The following is a 16007-nucleotide window of genomic DNA, read 5'->3' as shown; positions in this document are numbered from 1 at the left end:
ATTTTATCGAAAAAAGGAGACGTTACACATGGTAGAGAAAGTTTATCCAATGACTCTAGAAGGTAAAGAAAAATTAGAAAAAGAATTAGAAGAACTAAAAACAGTCAAACGCGGGGAAATCATTGAACGAATCAAAATTGCCCGCGGTTTCGGAGATCTTTCCGAAAACTCTGAATATGAATCAGCGAAAGATGAACAAGCATTTGTTGAAGGAAGAATCACAACAATTGAAAATATGATTCGTTTTGCTCAAATCATCGATAACGACGGTGTAGATGCAGATGAGGTATCAATTGGTAAAACAGTTACATTCATCGAACTACCAGATGGAGAAGAAGAAGAGTACACGATTGTCGGAAGCGCTGAAGCAGATCCGTTTTCTGGCAAAATTTCCAATGATTCTCCTATTGCGCAAGCATTGATTGGCAAACGTAAAAATGATGAAGTAACTATTGTTACTCCAGGTGGCGATATGTTAGTTAAAATCGTCAAAGTAGAACAAGCGTAGTCTGACTGAAAGATCTAGAGAGTTCATCTTACTGATGATACACTCTAGATCTTTTTCTCTTTGTGTATTTTAGATTTCAACAAACGATCTTACATCTAAAGTCCTATAGCCAACAGTTAAAAAAATAGGTATGATGAAATGAGAATGTGTCAGGAGGGAGAAAGAGCGATGAATAGTTCTTGGCGTTTTTTTGTGGTAGTTGAAGCACTACTGCTGTTATTTGCTGTTTGGCAAATCGTAAACAATACTGGACTTTTGCTTTTAGTGATATTCGGTATTTTCAATATATATCTAGCTATGCGCAAACATCCTCGTACTAAATTTCAAAATTTTCAATTGATATTAGGAAGTTTGGTCATTTTTTTTAGCTTAGTCAACAGTCCTGCTTTATGGATGATGGCTGTATTTGCCGTTTTATTTATTGGTCTGAAAGGTGTAGAGATTTCAGGGATAGATTTAACCAAAAATGCTTTTTGGCGAAAGAAACAGATCATGATGATCCAAACAGAGCAATTAAAAACACATAATAATGAGCGGAAAAGACAGCAATTATTCGGTAACCAACGTATTGGAAACGACGTCTATGAATGGGACGATATCAACATCGCCGTCATTTCTGGTGATACTATCATAGATTTGGGCAATACGCTTTTGCCAAAAGATGATAATATTGTGATTGTAAGAAAAGGGATAGGCAGAACACGGATCTTAGTACCTTTGGGCGTAGCCATCCGATTAGAGCATGCGACATTAGTAGGAAATGTCTTGTTTGAAGAAGAGCAATTTTCTTTGAAAAATGAACAAATCAAAATCTACAGCAGTGATTATGATGAAAACCCTCGTAGATTGAAGATTATTACTAATACCTTGATTGGAGATGTCGAGGTGATACGAATATGATGGGAAAAATATCCAGAGCGATGCTAGCTGTTTATTCGGGGATTGCGGTTTTCCTTATTATTCTATTTTCACTTTTCACTTATTTTTATGCCAGCAATCAAAGTCATTGGTGGGGAGAATTACTGCGTGCACGTTTATTATATGTTCCGCTTATCTTCCATTTGTTAGCCATTTCCTTAGGTGTAGGATTAATTGTCTTTCTATTATTATCACTTATTCAAAAGACAAAATACGGGAAAATCGAAGAAAAGCTGCGTGCACTTTCTTCTGGCAATTATGAATCCAAATTGTTGCTTCTTCCGATCCCAAGTGCATCGGACGATTTATACATCAAAGATATTGATAAGGAAATCACTAAGATAAAAGAAAAAATGATTGAAGTATCTAGTGAATTACAAATTGTAACGAGCCGTCCCCAATATGTAGATGGACAAACCAAAGAAGAAATTTTAGAATTAGAAAGACATCGATTAGCCCGTGAGCTGCATGATTCAGTTTCGCAACAATTGTTTGCAGCAATGATGATGATGTCGGCATTGAGGGAGCAAGCAGAAAAAAGCGAGACACCAGAAATGTTCCGCAAGCAGTTGAAAATGGTAGCAGAGATCATCAACGCTTCCCAGTCCGAGATGCGTGCGCTGCTTCTTCATCTACGTCCAGTCAATTTAGAAGAGAAAAGTTTAAAGCAAGGTATCGAGCAGTTATTGAAGGAATTGCAAAATAAAATCCAGATTTCGCTGAAATGGGATGTAGAAGATGTAAAACTATCTAGTTCCATTGAGGATCACTTGTTCCGAATCGTTCAAGAATTGTTATCAAATACATTAAGACATGCCAAAGCCAATGAATTAGAGGTATATTTGCACAAAATAGACAATAATCTTTTGTTACGTATTATTGACGACGGAACAGGGTTTAATATGAATGAAACGAAAACGGGAAGTTATGGATTGAACAATATCAAAGAACGAGTAGTTGGTATTGGTGGAACAGTAAAAATCATTAGTTTTAAAGGGCAAGGTACAAGTGTAGAAATCAAGGTCCCTTTGATGAAGGAGGCATAGATAAGGATGATAAAAGTTTTATTAGTAGATGACCATGAAATGGTGCGCTTAGGCGTCTCTTCTTATTTATCTATTCAAGAAGACATTGAAGTAATTGGAGAAGCTGAAAATGGACGACAAGGCTATGAGAAGGCGATGACACTTCGACCGGACGTCATTTTAATGGACTTAGTCATGGAAGAAATGGATGGTATCGAATCAACAAAAGCAATCTTAAAAGATTGGCCAGAAGCTAAAATCATTATCGTAACCAGTTTTATTGATGACGAAAAAGTTTATCCTGCCATTGAAGCAGGTGCAGCAGGGTATTTGTTGAAGACCTCTACCGCACATGAAATTGCTGATGCTATAAGGGCAACGCAACGTGGCGAGCGAGTATTAGAACCAGAAGTGACAACAAAAATGATGGAAAAAATGAGTCGGCGAAATGAGCCTGTATTACATGAAGAACTAACGAATCGGGAAAATGAAATTTTAATGCTGATTTCTGAAGGAAAAAGTAATCAGGAAATAGCGGACGAATTGTTTATTACACTGAAAACAGTAAAAACACATGTTTCCAATATATTGGCTAAGCTAGAAGTGGAAGACCGTACACAAGCCGCTATCTATGCATTCAAACATGGTTTGGTGAAATAAAAACGATGATAAAGAGGATAATCAAAAGCTGAGAAAATAACTATTATTTTTCTTGGCTTTTTTACAATAATGATGCTTGCTTTTGTTTTTGTAAAGGCTTTGTTATACTGAGAAAAGAAGATACTAAAGGAGGAAAACGGTGAAACAAAATTTTGCAATTGTAGGTCTTGGACGATTTGGCGGAAGTATCTGCCGAACACTGATCGAAGCTGGTCAAGAAGTACTGGCTATTGATAGTAATGAAGATCGGGTCAATGAATATATGAATATAGCCACTCATGCTGTTGTGGCAAATGCACAGGATGAAATGACACTTCGATCATTAGGCATAAGAAATTTCGATCATGTAATTGTCGCTATTGGAGAAGATATTCAAGCCAGTATCTTAGTTACTCTGATGGTAAAGGAAATGGGCGTACCAAATATTTTAGCAAAAGCCCAAAATGAGTATCATGCCAGAGTACTTGAAAAGATCGGAGCTGATCGCGTCGTCCATCCTGAACGAGACATGGGAATACGGATTGCGCATAATTTAGTGTCAAAGAATATTTTAGATTACCTAGAGTTGTCAGATAAATATTCTTTAGCAGAAATCCGAGTATCCAATCCTAAATTTTTCAATAAAACATTATCTGAATTAAATTTCAGACAACGTTTTGACCTAACAGTAGTTGCAATTCGCAGAGTAGATCAAACGGTGATCGCTTCACCTGCAGCAGATGAATACGTTCGTGAAAACGATAATCTACTAGTGATTGGTGAGACAGGCGATGTGGATATTTTAGACGATAAGATGAATCAATAGAAAGCAGGTTGTTAGGATGGAATTAACAGTAACACCAAAAGCACAAAAATGGTTTGAATCAGAAATCGATCTGCCAGAAACTTACGGAATACGTTTTTTTGGAAAAGTCTACGGCAAAACAGAAGTTCATGATGGTTTTTCGATTGGGATGTCAGTGGAACAGCCTGAACATCCTGTCAAGAAAGTGGAAATAGATGGGACACTGTTTTTTATTGAGGATGCAGATGAATGGTTTTTTAAAGGATATGATTTACTTGTAGATTATGATCCAAAATTAGAAGAACCAACCTATCACTTTAAAAAACAATAGAAGCAAGAGGGTGTGACAACTTGTCACACCCTCTTGTTTAAAGTAGGCTGATTCAGCTATCAATATCCTGCAAACAATTTGACTTGATTGGTTTGAAGGTTATGAGTAGCAAGGTAGCTTTTTAGATTAGTTAAAAAAATAGACATTAATTTCTTTTGAAAATCAGGTGTCAAACCTGCAATATGGGACGTGATCAGTACATTGTCCATTTTCCAAAGCGGGTGATCTTGTGGGAGAGGCTCCTCCTCAAAAACGTCTAATGCCGCAAAGGAAAGTTGCTGCTTGTTTAATGCTTGTATCAAATCTTGCGTTTTAACAGAAGCGCCACGACCGACATTGATAAATACAGCTTTTGAATCAAAGTGTTCAAATATGTGTTGATCAAAGAGTCCAGTTGTTTCCTCCGTTAGAGGTAAGATATTGACGACGAAATCTACTTCAGGAAGAACTTCCTGAAGTTGCTTTAAAGAAAAAGTTTTTTCCATTCCTTCTGCTGGATGACCGGATGTATTGATTCCATAGCAAATCATATCCAATGCTTTGACTTTCTTTGCAATCATTTTTCCAATATGGCCAGTTCCAATGATTAATATTTTTTTCCCTTGGATAGGTTGGTAATGGATTGAGGAACCTAACCATTTCATTTCACTCTGTGCCCTTTGTGCTTGGAAAAGACCGCGAGAATAACCTAGAATGATTCCTAATACGTGCTCGGTGATCGATTCACTGTGGATACCACTTCCATTTGAAAGTAAGATATGTTTTTTTGAAAATGCTTCAAGGGGGAGTTGATCAACTCCCGCTGAGATAGACTGTACCCATTTCAAGTTAGAAGAGGCTAATAGTTTTTCTTGATAGTTTGAGTTCCAACCCAAACTGATTTCTACATTTGGTAGATCTTCTGGTTGTAATTCTGTCTTGAAGACATAACCAGGCGCTATAGTATGGATTTCTTCGATAAATTCGTCACGAAATGGACGATCTGCGTAAATGATTCTTTCTGACATAGTTAATTACCCGCCTTTCTTTACTTTAAGTGTAGCGCATATAAGAAGAACTTTGAAGTGCCATGCTTTTTTAGAAATTAATATTGTATAAATAAAAAAGAGTTGTGACAAAAGATGTGTCACAACTCTTTTTCCGAATAAACGGTGTTCCAGAAGTAGCTTCTGCCACAACCTCTAAAAGAGTTTATTGAAGTTGAAATAATAAGTTGTCTGTATTTCTAACTGATCGATATTTTTGACCATCCTTTGACAGCTTGAGCAAAAATAAAGATACCTGCAAAAGCAATAAATGCACTAGTGTCAAAAGAAGGGAGAAAGATCATCAAGAGTGTTGCAATGATAGTCGGTAACGAGATTGAATAAATCAATGTCTTCAAGCAATCAAGGAAAGTAGCTTTTGTTAGTCGAAAGCGTGCATAGAGAAAAGCAGCGACATTGGCAAATAGTAAAGTGATCAGCAGATTCAAGAAACTAGGATAAATCGAAAATAGAAAGGTCAGGGCTTTTACCCAAATCGGTATAGATGCTTCACTTAAGAAGGATCGAAGCTGCTTACCTGTTAAATTTTTTAAAGATTCATTGGTGTAGGGAAGTTCTAACTGATTATTATTCAATAAAGCAGAGGTAGTGCCTGTATTGGGAAGAGCAATGATAAGTTTGTCTTTTAACATCCCGACACTAACAAAATTCCCCATCAAATCAGTAGAGATGTCCTGTTCTGTTCGTTTTCCCTCTGGATCAAATGTGAAGATAATGGAGTTTGTTTGGTAAATGAATCCTTCTTTTTCTTCGGTTTGAAGCTGCCCGTTTTGGATTGTAAAATCAGGAATGCGAGTAGCAATCTTTTGCCCATCCAATTGAATGTTGTTTAAGACTTGAAAAACTTGAAAAGAGATTGGCAAAGCCATAATTATACTCAAAACTAAAAGATAGACAATGGCTTTCCAAAATGGGACATTTCTCGCCTCCTTTAGGTCTTTGAATCGTATAAAGGAACTGATAATTAATTGTTTTGTTGTCATAAGTACTCCTCATCTAGTAGTGTCATCACTTGCAATTCTAGCGAAGTATCAAGTGAAATACAAGTGCTTTAGGGAAACAGCTGAATGATTGGTGAAATATCAAAAAAATGTTATTCTTGTCTAAAGACTATCCAATATAAATAAAATGGAGGAAGGAATAGTGCCTACACAGCCACAGAGATCATCAAAAAAACTATTTGGAGTAGTGGTTTTGAATGCGGTGATCACTTTATCAGAATTTATTGGAGGGATTATGTCAGGGAGTTTGTCTCTTGTTTCAGATGCTTTCCATAACCTTAGTGATACATTGGCAATTATTTTTTCTTACGGGGCACAAAAAATGGCCCGAAAAGAAGCAAATAAAAAACGTACGTATGGCTACCAGCGTTTAGAAATATTGAGTGCTTTCATCAACTCATTCATATTGATCATATTATCCTTGTTTTTAACCGTTGAAGCATTCAAGCGGTTCACTTCACCAGAAAAGATAAATAGTCATTTGATGCTAACAGTAGCAGTTATTGGATTGCTCGCGAATTTGTTCTCAGTATTATTATTACGACAAGAAGCAGATGAAAGTTTGAATATAAAATCTAGTTATTTGCATTTGTTAAGTGATACACTGTCTTCGGTAAGTGTGATTATCGGAGCAATTTTGATCCGTTTTTTCGATATCTACTGGATCGATCCAGTTATTACACTGATCATTTCGATATATATATTGATAGAAGCGATAATGGTGATCAAAAAAGCTGCCGCTATTTTGATACAAAGTGCACCTGCTATCGACTATGAAAAAATGGAACAAGAAATTGAAGCAATCGATGGGTAAAGGATGTTCATCATGTCCATATTTGGCAGTATAGCGAAAAGATAATTATTTTCGACGGACATATTGATTTTGAAGATCAGCTACTAAGCGAGATTGAAAAGATATATCCTCGTATAATTTCTTTATTAAAATTAAAATATGGTATTACACATGTGACGATCCAAGCAGAGACAAAGGCAAAGGATCAAAAAAAATTAATTTTTTTAAATAAAGATGAAAGTTATTGAAATATAGAGTATGATAAATAAGAATTTTTAATAAGGTAGGTTGGCTCATGAAGCAGTATCGACAGTTAAAAGGATATTTAGAAGCAAAAGGATATTGGGAGATACTAGTCTATCTCTTTTTTGGTGGTTTGGCTACGATTGTAAATTTTGTTAGTTTTGCTCTCGCACGCCAATATTTTGATTTAAGTATGGCCTTATCCAATTCTATTTCGTGGTTTTGTTCTGTATTGTTTGCTTTTGTAACGAACAAACTTTGGGTATTCCATTCAAAATCACCGAATTTTACACATGCACTTATTGAATGCGGTAAGTTCTTCTTCTACCGTATCCTTTCTTACGGATTGGACATGGGGGCAATGGTATTGTTGATCAATGTTATGAACAGCAATGAGTATGTGGCGAAAATCATCACTCAAATTATTGTTATCCTAGCGAACTATATTTTCAGCAAGTTGTTTATTTTTAAAGAAACTGAGGTTTTTGAAGAAGAAGTAGGTCAAAGTGAAAAAGACGACTAGGCATAACAATTGAAGAATTTCCTTCTCTTTGTTACTCTTTGTAATGTAGACATTATTAAGAAAACATTGAGGAGGAATTTTTTTATGACTTACACATTACCAGATCTACCTTATGCATATGACGCATTGGAACCTTATATTGACGAAGAAACGATGCATCTGCATCATGATAAGCATCACAATACTTATGTGACGAATTTAAATGCAGCAATTGAGAAATACCCAGAATTAGGCGAAAAAACAATAGAAGAATTATTATCTGATATGGACGCTATTCCAACAGATATCAAGACAGCTGTACGTAACAATGGTGGCGGACATGCTAACCATTCATTTTTCTGGGAAATCATGGCACCAAATGCTGGTGGCGAACCTACAGGAGAAATAAAAGAAGCGATTAATGAAGCTTTTGGTGATTTTTCTTCTTTTAAAGAAGAATTCAAAAAAGCAGCCGTTGGACGATTTGGTTCTGGATGGGCTTGGCTTGTAATGGAAAATGGAAAATTAGCTATTACCTCTACTGCAAATCAAGATTCTCCATTGATGGAAGGAAAGACACCAATTCTAGGTTTGGACGTTTGGGAACATGCTTATTATTTGAAATATAAAAATGTCCGACCAGATTATATTGCAGCATTCTGGAATGTTATTAATTGGGATGAAGTAAACAAACGTTTCGAAGCAGCAAAATAACCATTTCCTCCGTCATATCAGTCTTAAAAATAATTTGGAAAATAAAAGAGCGAAAGCTTGCTAGCGTTTTCTAAATTGGGTATAATGTTCTTGCAAGGTTACTTGCAAGAACTTTTTTGGAGGCTATACATTTATGGAACACGGAACGGTTAAATGGTTCAACAATGAAAAAGGATTTGGGTTTATTACAGTAGACGGCGGAGATGACGTATTTGTTCATTTCTCAGCAATTCAAGGAGACGGCTTCAAGAGCCTAGAAGAAGGTCAAGAAGTAGAATTCACGATTGTTGAAGGTGCACGCGGACCTCAAGCTGCTGAAGTGACTAAATTATAATAATTTGTTGAATAAAGACACGACTTCTTAGAGAGTCGTGTCTTTTTGTCTATTTATGAAGTTTTTAGATTTTTTGGCTAAGTAAATGCATTTGTTCACTTGACATGTCCTAACTAATTATCAAGCAAGGAACATTTTCTTCGTTAGTAATGGATTTTAAAGAAATTTCAGTTTTTTGGATGTTGAATAAAAGACCATTTGTGAAACCACTAGTATACATACTCATTCTCATGTCAATTCTATTACTTTAAAAGAAAATCGTTTTACTTTGAAGAGGAGCATATCTATCCATTAAAAGATGATGGTAATGCAATCACTAGTTCGAGTCATTTTAATAGCCATGCAGTGAGCTGGAAATAAAACGAATAGAAGATGGGTTTAACAAAAGGAACAGTCATAGGAAGAAATTTTCGTGAAATCGAATGATAATCTGAACGGTAGGCAAAGACTGTTAAAAAGATGAGAAAGGTATGTGCGATCATTTTACTGCACGATTATTTGGAAAATACCTTGTTGTTCGCTTTTTCTGGAAAAAATACATAAAAAAAGATAAAACGATTGCGAACTGCGTGTATTCGGTCTTTCGATCTTTTTCACGGTATGGTATGATAGTTAAGAATTTTGAGAAATTTTAAAAAATAATAATCGTTACACAAAAATGTTTTTTAAAGTTTTCTTATGATTAAAAAGTGAATTTGCTGATTGAACAGTTATATGAGACAATATTTTAGAAAATGTGAAACAGAGGTGTATTATGAAGCGATGGCAAAAAGTTCTATTAACCTTGTTAGGGGTATTCGTTTTGCTGATTGCCGGATTATCAGCATACGGAATCAGATTTATGGGAGAAGCGAGCCAAACAGTAAACAAAATTTCTAAAAACTCTAATCGAATATCCTCCAAACGTTCTGAGAGAGTAAGCATTGATGACAAAGAACCTTTTTCGGTTTTGCTATTAGGTTTAGATACCGGTGGATTAGGAAGAACGGAACAAGGACGTTCTGATACGATGATGGTAGTAACAGTTAATCCGAAACAAAAAAAATCAACGATCATCAGTTTGGACCGAGATATTTATACGAATATCGTAGGTTATGGAACGGTAGATAAATTAAATCATGCCTATGCATTTGGTGGTGTCGAAATGGCCATGGATTCAATTGAGCAACTGCTCGATATTCCTATTGATCATTATGTAACGATCAATTTGGATGGCATGGAAGATTTGATCAATGCGGTCGGTGGCATCAAAGTGAATAATAAAATTGACTTTACTTTGGATGGTGTCCATGTACCAGTAGGTGAACAAACATTGAATGGAGAAAAAGGTTTAGCCTATTCTCGAATGCGACACGAAGATCCAGAAGGCGATATCGGTCGACAACGTCGTCAGCGGGAAGTAGTGACGAAAATCGTCAATAAAGTTTTAAGTTTAGATGGCGTAAGCAATTATAGAAAAATTTTAAAAGCAGTTGAGAACAATGTGACGACGGACTTAGATTGGGATGACATGCTTGATGTAGCGACGAACTACACCCCGGCGTTTGAAACAATCAAACAAGACCAGTTGCAAGGCGAAGGACAAATGATCAATGATATCTACTATCAAATTTTAGGAAAAAATGATCTTCTTTCGATCCAAAATGAACTGAAGAAACAATTAAATATAAAAACAAGCGATACATTACCTAATTTGAAAAATGAGAATGCTTCAATGATGTTCTTTGATGATTCGGAAGATGGCGATTCGACAAACGGTGATGGATCGAATAGTGAAGGGTACACCGATTATTCTTCCTATTCAGAAAACACATATGATCAGTACCAAGATCCGAATACCTATTATCAGCAAACAGAAGATACAAGTCAGTACTATACACCAAGTCAAGATACTCAAAGTTATGATCCTTACGCTGGACAGGAACAAAATGGTTATGGTTATGACCAGAATAATGAGTATGGAACAACAAGTGGGTACTAGAAAAAAATAGTTTGGTTAATAAAGAGTGCCACCTAAATTAGACAAAAAATCTAACTTAGGTGGCACTTTTTCTATGTGTTAAATTACAGGACGTCTCTTTTTAGCGCTTAGTTTAAAAAATAAATTGAATAATTCAATAGAGTTGCGAATAGTACCCATAAATAATAAGGAATCATGAGCCACATTGCCAGGCGATGATGCAGCCACAACTGATACATAAGCACTGACAAGAAAATAACTAAAAGTGTAATATCGATTGCTGCAATGAAAATATTTCTTAAATTAAAAAATAGAGCAGACCATATAAAATTAAAAATGAACTGAATCACAAAAAGACCGACAAGATTGTTTCGCTGTTTTTTGTTGTTGTGATTAAGTAACAAATAAAGAGAAATACCCATCAATATATACAGTAAGGTCCACATCGGCCCAAATATCCAGCTAGGTGGTGCAAATGGTGGAAGTTGCAAAGAATAGTAATATTCTCCGGGATTTCCGCTAAGCAACCCTGATAAAAAGCCTAATATGACAATTCCTATAACACAAACCCAAAAACGAATATCTTTTATCATCTTCATTTTACTAACTCCTTTCTATAATAGTAGTTTACCATGAAGGCTCACAGCAAGACCTGTATTTAGTTTGTGAAGTAAGAAAAAAATTGATAATTGTTGTTATTAAAAAGTTGAACATTTGTTTATATGAATGATGTTTTTGAAAAAGATCATATGATTTGATTCTCATGTTTTCTATTTGTACTTTTCTCGTCTACTTCTGTTATAATCTGCATCTTACTTTTTTCACCTTTTTTACTTCAACATAAAATTATAAAATCATAATGTTTGTGTTAATGCAATAAAGCGTTTACAATGTGGTTATCAAATGAAGGAGGTTTCTACATGAAAAAGATTAGTACGTTATTGTTTATTGGGTTAGTTAGTTTAGGGTTGTTCGGTTTTAGCATTCCAGGTTTTGCGCATGGTTATATTACTTCTCCAGGAAGCCGTGCATACCTAGGAACATCAGCAGCAGGAAACTTAAATCAAAATGTCGGAAGAGCACAATGGGAACCGCAAAGTATCGAAGCTACCAAAAATACATTCATTGATGGAAAAATTGCTAGTGCAGGAGTCAGCGGCTTTGAGCCTTTAGATGAACAGACATCTAACAGATGGCATAAAAACATGGTTAATCCAGGAACATTAAATATTACTTGGAATTTAACAGCACAACATCGGACAAGTACTTGGGATTACTACATTACCAAACCAACTTGGAATCCTAATCAACCTTTGAAATTTAGTGATTTTGAATTGATCACAAAAATAGACGACAAAGCAACTGTTCCACCAAAAACAGTCAACCAAACGATCACACTTCCGCAGGATCGAAAAGGATATAATGTGATTTTAGCAGTATGGAATATCAGCGATACGACAAATGCATTTTATCAAGTGATAGACGTGAATATCCAATAATAATCAAAAAGGGCTGTGACAAAAACTATGTCACAACCCTTTTTTTAAATAAATAGTGTCCTCCTGTTAACTCTTCGGTCACAAGTACAGTATTCATAAAACATGAAGAGCTATTTTTGTTTGGCTGTTCTTATTACTTGATACAGGGCAGACTTTTTCACAACCTCTTTCATTTAGTCAGCGAGTCTCGTCATCTTCACGACAACTTCACAACGTGCAGTCTGAGGAAACATGTCGACAGACTGTAAATATTCAATCTTGAACTTTTTACTTAAATCAACCAGATCTCTGGCAAGTGTAGAAACATTACAGGAAATATAAACAAGTTTTTTTGGAGGGTATTTCAATAATGATTGGATCAATGCGTTATCCAAACCCGTACGTGGTGGATCTACGATGATACCATCAGGCTGAAAACCTTCATTCAACCATTTAGGCAGAACTTGCTCTGCTGTCCCGACTTCATATCGAGTGTTGTGATATCCTAATCTTTCCGCATTTTTTTTTGCATCAGCGATTGCTTGAGGAACGGTATCCATTCCCCGTACTTCTTTGGCTTGTTTTGCTACACTTAAGCCGATCGTCCCAACTCCGCAATAAGCATCCACGATCGTTTCATTAGGCTGGACATCTAATGCTTTAATTCCTTCGCCATAAAGCAATTCGGTCTGCTGAGGATTGAGTTGAAAGAAGGCACGAGGAGAAAGATCGAAAGTCACTTCATTGATTTGTTCTTCAATGGCTTCTTTTCCCCATAAGTGGATCGTTTCATCCCCCATCACGAGAGACGTTTTTTGTGCCTGGACATTTTGCATGATTGAAACAACTGCGGGCAGTCGTTCATTGATCTCACGGATCATTGCGTTTTTTTGCGGGAATTTTTTACTGCGAGTAATAAAAACAACTTGTAACTCCCCAGTTTTGACACCGATTCTAACCATGATTGTGCGGAAGATTCCACTGTTTGTCCGTTCATCATAGATGGGTGCATCAAATTTATTCAATAGTTGAACAACAGTATTCATTACTTTTTGTGTTCGAGGTTCTTGAACCAAGCAGTCTGTTATAGGGACTAACTGATGAGAGTTTGCTTCGTATAAACCAGCTTCAATTTTTTGAGTCTGCTTATTTTTTCGTAACTGAAATTGTGCTTTGTTTCTATAATGCCAAGGCTCATCCATCCCGATCGTCGGCAAAAGTTGATAAGATCGAAAGCCTGCTGGTTTGAATTTTTCCAATGCTTGCAAAAGCAGATCCTTTTTAAAATCCAATTGGGCTTGATAAGCTAAGTGTTGTAATTGACAGCCACCGCATTCATAGTAAACAGGACATGGTGCCACTACGCGATCTTTGCTTGTTTTTTTGACTTTTATTAATTCTCCTTCTGCATAGCGAGGGGTTGCTTTCGTGATTTTCACTAGTACTTCTTCTTTTGGTAGTGCATATGGAACAAATATGATCAACCGTTTGAAATAACCGATTCCTTCACCATTTATGCCTAAACGCTTGATTTTCAAAGGAACCGTTTGTCCAGTTTTGACAATTGTTTCTGCCATAAGTATCTCCCTTTTTTCTTTTTTCTGTGGTTTATTCTAACATATAATACCTGATTACGGGGATTTTCTGTGGTATGATAGAGAATATATGTTCGAGGAGGATGTTTATGTTAACCGTTACGAGAATCAGTAAAGGCAAAGGCCCTTTCTATCGCGTAGATTTATCTGAAGGAGAAGCTTTACAAGTATCTGAAGATGTATTAGTACGCTATCGATTATTAAAAGGACGGGAATTAGACGAAGAAACTATCCAAGAGATCAAGAAGAGTAGCGGAGCTGATTTCGGTTTTCACCTAGCAATGAATTACTTAAGTTATCAGTTGCGATCGGAAAAAGAAATCCGAACATACTTAAAAGAAAAGGAAATCCTTCAAGAAGATCGAAATAAAATCGTAGCCCGCTTAAAAGAATTGGACCTTGTCGATGATTTGGTCTATGGGGAAAGTTATGTGCGCACGAATATACGCTTAAGTGACAAAGGACCAAAGAAATTAGCGCAGCAGATGCAGCAAAAAGGTTTGAAACCTGAAATCATTGAACAAGCGCTCAGCCAATATACATTTGAAGACCAAGTTCAAAATGCACATCAGACAGCCGAAAAAGCGTTTGGAAAAAATCACGGAAAAAGCCAAAAAGAATTATTGAGAAAAATCCAACAAACATTGATGACGAAAGGCTTTTCTCAAGAAGTGATCCAACAAGCGATGGCTGATCTTCCGCAAGAAGCAGATCAAGAAATAGAATATGATTATTTAGTCAAACAAGGAGATAAACTATGGCGAAGAAATTTAAGATTTGAACCTAAAAAAAGAAATCTAAAAGTAAAGCAAAGCTTATATCAAAAAGGATTTGATTTGGATATGATCCAGCGATTCATTACGGAAAAGGAAGAGGAAAGTGAATAAAGAATGGGAAAAATGGACAGATAAAGAAACAAAAGAATTTCAAGATCAGTTCATTCAATGGTATGAACAAGAAAAAAGAAACCTGCCTTGGCGCTATAATCGTGATCCTTATCGTATCTGGATCTCTGAGATCATGCTTCAGCAAACCAGAGTAGACACAGTGATCGATTATTTTTATCGTTTCATGGAATGGTTTCCTACAATTGAAGAGTTAGCAAATGCTCCAGAAGAAAAGCTTTTAAAAGCATGGGAGGGCCTTGGTTATTACTCAAGAGCCCGAAACATCCAAGCTGCTGCTAAACAGATCATGTCTGAATTTGACGGAAAAATGCCGCAAACGCCTGAAGAAATCAGCTCATTGAAAGGAATAGGCCCCTATACGACAGGAGCGATTGCAAGTATCGCATTTGGACTTCCAGAACCCGCAGTTGACGGCAACGTGATGCGAGTAGTCAGCAGATTGTTTTGCATTGAAGCAGACATCGCAAAAGCTTCTAGCAGGAAAATCTTTGATGAAGCGATGCGGAAAATCATTGATGAAAAGCATCCAGGCGAATTCAACCAAGCAATGATGGATCTAGGTTCAGCTATCTGTACACCAACTTCTCCAAAGTGTGAGACTTGTCCGATCCAAGCCTTTTGTTTAGCTAACAAACGAGGAATCCAAACGAGTTTTCCTGTAAAAACAAAAAAAGCAAAGCCAAAAGACGTTTATTATATCAGTGCGGCTCTTCAAAATCATTCTGGAGCGTATTATTTTGAAGAAAGAGATAGCCAAAAATTGCTGGCGAATATGTGGACATTTCCAATGATGGAAGTGACACAAGAGGAGTATGAGCGATTGAAAAAAGAATGGGAAACAAAGCCAGAAATCGATCTGTTTGATGACCTAGTAGCAGAAGAAGAGCAAAATCTCCCATTTGAAAAGCAGGAACTCTTTGTTTGGCAGACACGACATTTAGGAGAAGTTACTCATATTTTTAGTCATCTGAAATGGCATGTTCTCCTTTTTTACGGACGGGCAACCGAGGGAGCAGAACAAGAATTTACCGAGAACAAAACTTCGAAGTGGTTGAAGCCTGATGCATTTGATTCGGTCGTTTTTCCTAAGGTCCAAATGAAACTGGTAGATCAGTTAGAGAAAAATCGAAACAAAAGGAATCCTTTCTAGGCAAAGCTCATTTTTATTGATATAATAATTATGATGTCGGTGTAATGAACACCCAAA

At 36.3% G+C, this 16007-nt stretch carries 17 protein-coding genes and 1 pseudogene; 14 read left to right on the top strand and 4 right to left on the bottom strand.

What is annotated here, in order from left to right; translation table 11 throughout:
* Nucleotides 1-28: 28 nt before the first annotated feature.
* The 6 genes from greA to AB3I27_RS07910 all read left to right on the top strand — a co-directional run bounded on the left by greA (nt 29) and on the right by AB3I27_RS07910 (nt 4226).
* Nucleotides 29-508 (top strand): transcription elongation factor GreA, encoded by a 480-nt coding sequence (gene greA, locus AB3I27_RS07935; protein ID WP_002292872.1) that lies wholly within the window; start codon nt 29-31, stop codon nt 506-508.
* Nucleotides 509-676: 168 nt separating this feature from the next.
* On the top strand, nt 677-1408 hold the full coding sequence (gene liaF, locus AB3I27_RS07930; RefSeq protein ID WP_002292871.1) for a cell wall-active antibiotics response protein LiaF: 732 nt from the start codon (nt 677-679) through the stop codon (nt 1406-1408).
* The gene (gene liaS / locus AB3I27_RS07925; RefSeq protein WP_002342241.1) at nt 1405-2472 is read left to right on the top strand and encodes a two-component system sensor histidine kinase LiaS; all 1068 of its coding nucleotides are present in this window, start codon (nt 1405-1407) and stop codon (nt 2470-2472) included. Before liaF ends, liaS begins: the two co-directional genes overlap by 4 nt.
* Nucleotides 2473-2478: 6 nt before the next feature.
* Nucleotides 2479-3111, top strand: a complete 633-nt coding sequence (locus AB3I27_RS07920; RefSeq protein WP_002289153.1) for a response regulator transcription factor — start codon at nt 2479-2481, stop codon at nt 3109-3111.
* 139 nt (nt 3112-3250) lie between these two features.
* On the top strand, nt 3251-3916 hold the full coding sequence (locus AB3I27_RS07915; protein ID WP_002292869.1) for a TrkA family potassium uptake protein: 666 nt from the start codon (nt 3251-3253) through the stop codon (nt 3914-3916).
* A 16-nt stretch (nt 3917-3932) separates the two neighbouring features.
* Nucleotides 3933-4226: a HesB/YadR/YfhF family protein gene (locus AB3I27_RS07910; RefSeq protein WP_002292868.1), complete on the top strand. Its 294-nt coding sequence runs from the start codon at nt 3933-3935 to the stop codon at nt 4224-4226.
* Nucleotides 4227-4285: 59 nt separating this feature from the next.
* Here the strand turns inward: AB3I27_RS07910 and AB3I27_RS07905 are convergent, their stop codons facing one another.
* Both AB3I27_RS07905 and AB3I27_RS07900 read right to left on the bottom strand, forming a co-directional pair.
* Nucleotides 4286-5233, bottom strand: coding sequence for a phosphoglycerate dehydrogenase (locus AB3I27_RS07905; protein ID WP_002292867.1), 948 nt, complete (start codon nt 5231-5233; stop codon nt 4286-4288).
* A 218-nt stretch (nt 5234-5451) separates the two neighbouring features.
* Complete coding sequence (locus tag AB3I27_RS07900) at nt 5452-6255, bottom strand: DUF1189 domain-containing protein (protein WP_002292866.1); 804 nt, start codon at nt 6253-6255, stop codon at nt 5452-5454.
* Nucleotides 6256-6400: 145 nt separating this feature from the next.
* Between AB3I27_RS07900 and AB3I27_RS07895 the strand changes: the two are divergent.
* The 5 genes and pseudogenes from AB3I27_RS07895 (at nt 6401) to AB3I27_RS07875 (ending at nt 10840) form a co-directional block, all read left to right on the top strand.
* A pseudogene (locus AB3I27_RS07895) lies at nt 6401-7314 on the top strand (cation diffusion facilitator family transporter).
* A 47-nt stretch (nt 7315-7361) separates the two neighbouring features.
* Nucleotides 7362-7832 carry a GtrA family protein gene (locus AB3I27_RS07890; protein ID WP_002292862.1) on the top strand — a complete coding sequence of 157 codons (471 nt, stop codon included), beginning with the start codon at nt 7362-7364 and terminating at the stop codon, nt 7830-7832.
* Between the two features lie 84 nt (nt 7833-7916).
* Nucleotides 7917-8525: a superoxide dismutase gene (locus AB3I27_RS07885; RefSeq protein ID WP_002292861.1), complete on the top strand. Its 609-nt coding sequence runs from the start codon at nt 7917-7919 to the stop codon at nt 8523-8525.
* Nucleotides 8526-8658: 133 nt separating this feature from the next.
* Nucleotides 8659-8859, top strand: a complete 201-nt coding sequence (locus AB3I27_RS07880; protein ID WP_002292860.1) for a cold-shock protein — start codon at nt 8659-8661, stop codon at nt 8857-8859.
* 754 nt (nt 8860-9613) lie between these two features.
* Complete coding sequence (locus AB3I27_RS07875) at nt 9614-10840, top strand: LCP family protein (protein ID WP_002295400.1); 1227 nt, start codon at nt 9614-9616, stop codon at nt 10838-10840.
* Between the two features lie 107 nt (nt 10841-10947).
* On the opposite strand, the gene AB3I27_RS07870 is transcribed toward AB3I27_RS07875, so the two are convergent.
* A complete protein-coding gene (locus AB3I27_RS07870) occupies nt 10948-11418 on the bottom strand; it encodes a TspO/MBR family protein (protein ID WP_002292857.1) in 471 nt (156 codons plus the stop codon).
* A gap of 321 nt (nt 11419-11739) precedes the next feature.
* Here AB3I27_RS07870 and AB3I27_RS07865 point away from each other — a divergent pair, with 321 nt between their 5' ends.
* Nucleotides 11740-12318, top strand: coding sequence for a lytic polysaccharide monooxygenase (locus AB3I27_RS07865; RefSeq protein WP_002292856.1), 579 nt, complete (start codon nt 11740-11742; stop codon nt 12316-12318).
* Between the two features lie 173 nt (nt 12319-12491).
* On the opposite strand, the gene rlmD is transcribed toward AB3I27_RS07865, so the two are convergent.
* Nucleotides 12492-13874, bottom strand: a complete 1383-nt coding sequence (rlmD, locus tag AB3I27_RS07860) for a 23S rRNA (uracil(1939)-C(5))-methyltransferase RlmD (protein ID WP_002290813.1) — start codon at nt 13872-13874, stop codon at nt 12492-12494.
* 107 nt (nt 13875-13981) lie between these two features.
* Between rlmD and recX the strand changes: the two genes are divergently transcribed.
* Nucleotides 13982-14779 (top strand): recombination regulator RecX, encoded by a 798-nt coding sequence (gene recX, locus AB3I27_RS07855; protein ID WP_002318634.1) that lies wholly within the window; start codon nt 13982-13984, stop codon nt 14777-14779.
* Complete coding sequence (mutY, locus tag AB3I27_RS07850) at nt 14772-15950, top strand: A/G-specific adenine glycosylase (protein ID WP_002290815.1); 1179 nt, start codon at nt 14772-14774, stop codon at nt 15948-15950. The genes recX and mutY overlap by 8 nt, the downstream gene beginning before the upstream one ends.
* Nucleotides 15951-16007: the final 57 nt, after the last annotated feature.

This window comes from Enterococcus sp. C46 (assembly GCF_040887565.1).
GTDB classification, from domain to species: Bacteria; Bacillota; Bacilli; order Lactobacillales; family Enterococcaceae; genus Enterococcus_B; species Enterococcus_B lactis.
This window is presented reverse-complemented; position numbering and strand designations above follow the sequence as displayed.

Excerpts from the sequence above, each read along its gene's own strand:
- greA (WP_002292872.1), top strand. The coding sequence starts at position 29 with ATGGTAGAGAAAGTTTATCCAATGACTCTAGAAGGTAAAGAAAAATTA.
- liaF (WP_002292871.1), top strand. The coding sequence starts at position 677 with ATGAATAGTTCTTGGCGTTTTTTTGTGGTAGTTGAAGCACTACTGCTG.
- liaS (WP_002342241.1), top strand. The coding sequence starts at position 1,405 with ATGATGGGAAAAATATCCAGAGCGATGCTAGCTGTTTATTCGGGGATT.
- AB3I27_RS07920 (WP_002289153.1), top strand. The coding sequence starts at position 2,479 with ATGATAAAAGTTTTATTAGTAGATGACCATGAAATGGTGCGCTTAGGC.
- AB3I27_RS07910 (WP_002292868.1), top strand. The coding sequence starts at position 3,933 with ATGGAATTAACAGTAACACCAAAAGCACAAAAATGGTTTGAATCAGAA.
- AB3I27_RS07905 (WP_002292867.1), bottom strand. The coding sequence starts at position 5,233 with ATGTCAGAAAGAATCATTTACGCAGATCGTCCATTTCGTGACGAATTT.
- AB3I27_RS07900 (WP_002292866.1), bottom strand. The coding sequence starts at position 6,255 with ATGACAACAAAACAATTAATTATCAGTTCCTTTATACGATTCAAAGAC.
- AB3I27_RS07890 (WP_002292862.1), top strand. The coding sequence starts at position 7,362 with ATGAAGCAGTATCGACAGTTAAAAGGATATTTAGAAGCAAAAGGATAT.
- AB3I27_RS07885 (WP_002292861.1), top strand. The coding sequence starts at position 7,917 with ATGACTTACACATTACCAGATCTACCTTATGCATATGACGCATTGGAA.
- AB3I27_RS07880 (WP_002292860.1), top strand. The coding sequence starts at position 8,659 with ATGGAACACGGAACGGTTAAATGGTTCAACAATGAAAAAGGATTTGGG.
- AB3I27_RS07875 (WP_002295400.1), top strand. The coding sequence starts at position 9,614 with ATGAAGCGATGGCAAAAAGTTCTATTAACCTTGTTAGGGGTATTCGTT.
- AB3I27_RS07870 (WP_002292857.1), bottom strand. The coding sequence starts at position 11,418 with ATGAAGATGATAAAAGATATTCGTTTTTGGGTTTGTGTTATAGGAATT.
- AB3I27_RS07865 (WP_002292856.1), top strand. The coding sequence starts at position 11,740 with ATGAAAAAGATTAGTACGTTATTGTTTATTGGGTTAGTTAGTTTAGGG.
- rlmD (WP_002290813.1), bottom strand. The coding sequence starts at position 13,874 with ATGGCAGAAACAATTGTCAAAACTGGACAAACGGTTCCTTTGAAAATC.
- recX (WP_002318634.1), top strand. The coding sequence starts at position 13,982 with ATGTTAACCGTTACGAGAATCAGTAAAGGCAAAGGCCCTTTCTATCGC.